Source organism: Pseudomonas mandelii (genome assembly GCF_002251635.1).
In the GTDB taxonomy this organism is placed as follows: Bacteria; Pseudomonadota; Gammaproteobacteria; order Pseudomonadales; family Pseudomonadaceae; genus Aquipseudomonas; species Aquipseudomonas mandelii_B.
This window is the reverse complement of sequence record NZ_NMOJ01000158.1, coordinates 1-2,016: the sequence shown is the minus strand read 5'-3', so window position 1 is coordinate 2,016 and position 2,016 is coordinate 1. Positions and strand designations below refer to the sequence as shown.

The window sequence follows — 2,016 nt, the reverse complement described above, 5'->3', positions numbered from 1 at the left end:
TCTACCGCTCGACTTGCATGTGTTAGGCCTGCCGCCAGCGTTCAATCTGAGCCATGATCAAACTCTTCAGTTCAAACATCTTTGGGTTTTTAAGAAACCCTAAACTTGGCTCAGCAATCGTTGGTTACATCTTTGATTTCTCGCGGAGTAACTTGTGATGCTGATAATCTTGTTGACTATCAGTCTGACTCCACAAGCACCCACACGAATTGCTTGATTCAGTTGTTAAAGAGCGGTTGGTTAAGATCTTTCGTCTCAACCGAGGCGCGCATTCTACAGCAGCCTCATTTGCTGTCAAGTGATTATTTTCAGAAGTTTTCGAAGATTCCTTTGCAACTTCAACCACTTGCGCTTCCGATCTCTCGTTAGCGGGAGGCGAATTCTACAGCGTTACTCGCTGCTGTCAACACCTCTTTTTCTCCGCTTTCGACCGAGAAGATCGAACCGTCAATCAAGCCAAACAACCCTGCCTGATCAACTCCTTCTGGGCTTCGATGACCTGAAGCAACTCGCTGCCGAAAACTGCGTAACTCTTTGTTTACCAAGGAGTTTTCCGTTTCGACTGCGCCGGAAGTGGGGCGAATTATAGACAGATATAAATCGCCGTCAACACCTAATTCCAGCTTTATTCGGATTTGAGCGTAATACGCGCAAATGCCTTCTTGCCGGCCTGGCAAACGTGGGTAGCGCCCAGCTCGTATATAAAGGTGCGATCCACAACCTCACCATCTATACGCACACCACCGGAATTCAGCAGATCACGAGCCACCGCCGAGTTCTTCACCAAGCCTGCCTTATTAAGGACAGCAGCAATCGGCATGTCTTCAGTAGCAGTCAGCTCGATCTCTGGCAGATCATCCGGCAGCTCGCCATCCTTCATACGGTTACCCGCTGCACGGTGAGCATTGGCCGCAGCCTCCTCACCATGGAAGCGCGCCACAATCTCTTCCGCCAACTTGATCTTCACATCACGCGGATTGGCGCCCGCCTCGACTTCAGCGCGCAGTGCATTAATCTCGTCCATCGAGCGGAAGCTCAACAGCTCGAAGTAACGCCACATCAATGCATCTGGAATCGAAACCAGCTTACCGTACATAACACCCGGCGCTTCTTGGATACCCACATAGTTACCCAAGGACTTGGACATCTTCTTGACGCCGTCCAACCCCTCCAGCAACGGCATGGTCAGAATGCACTGGGCCTCTTGACCGTATGCGCGCTGCAGCTCACGCCCCATCAGCAGGTTGAACTTCTGGTCAGTGCCGCCCAGCTCGACATCCGCGCGCAAAGCGACCGAGTCATACCCTTGAACCAGCGGGTAGAGGAACTCATGGATAGCGATAGGCTGATTGGTGGAGTAGCGCTTGTCGAAGTCATCACGCTCAAGCATGCGCGCTACGGTGTACTGGGATGTCAGGCGAATGAAATCCGCCGGCCCCATCTGATCCATCCAGGTGGAGTTGAATGCCACCTCGGTCTTGGCCGGATCGAGAATCTTGAACACTTGGGTCTTATAGGTCTCGGCATTATCGAGAACCTGCTCACGGGTNAACGGCGGACGCGTCGCGCTCTTGCCGCTCGGATCACCGATCATCCCGGTGAAGTCACCTATAAGGAAGATCACCTGGTGCCCCAGTTCCTGGAACTGGCGCAGCTTATTAATAAGCACGGTGTGACCCAGGTGTAGATCCGGCGCTGTCGGATCAAAGCCAGCCTTGATACGCAGGGGTTGGCCACGCTTGAGCTTTTCGATCAGCTCGGCCTCGACCAACAGTTCTTCCGCACCACGTTTTATCAGCGCTAGCTGCTCTTCAACCGACTTCATAACAGACCCGCAAGGCTCAGATTCAAAGGGGACCAACCATACAAGATCACGGGTCAAATACAAAGTTTGGCCGGCGCAATGACGCCAATCCGCTGGCAGAGTGACCACGGGCTTGCTTCAGAGATGATTTGGTTATATTTTATACAGTTATTTCATCTTCATCATGTCATTCATCTTTTCCATTTCATCTT

1 protein-coding gene and 1 rRNA gene are annotated in these 2,016 nt (G+C 52.0%); both read right to left on the bottom strand.

The window, feature by feature from the left end:
• Positions 1-73 (bottom strand): 16S ribosomal RNA (locus B7L09_RS32160); the annotation flags it as partial.
• 552 nt (positions 74-625) lie between these two features.
• Complete coding sequence (gene tyrS / locus B7L09_RS20385) at positions 626-1,825, bottom strand: tyrosine--tRNA ligase (protein ID WP_094470381.1); 1,200 nt, start codon at positions 1,823-1,825, stop codon at positions 626-628.
• Positions 1,826-2,016: the final 191 nt, after the last annotated feature.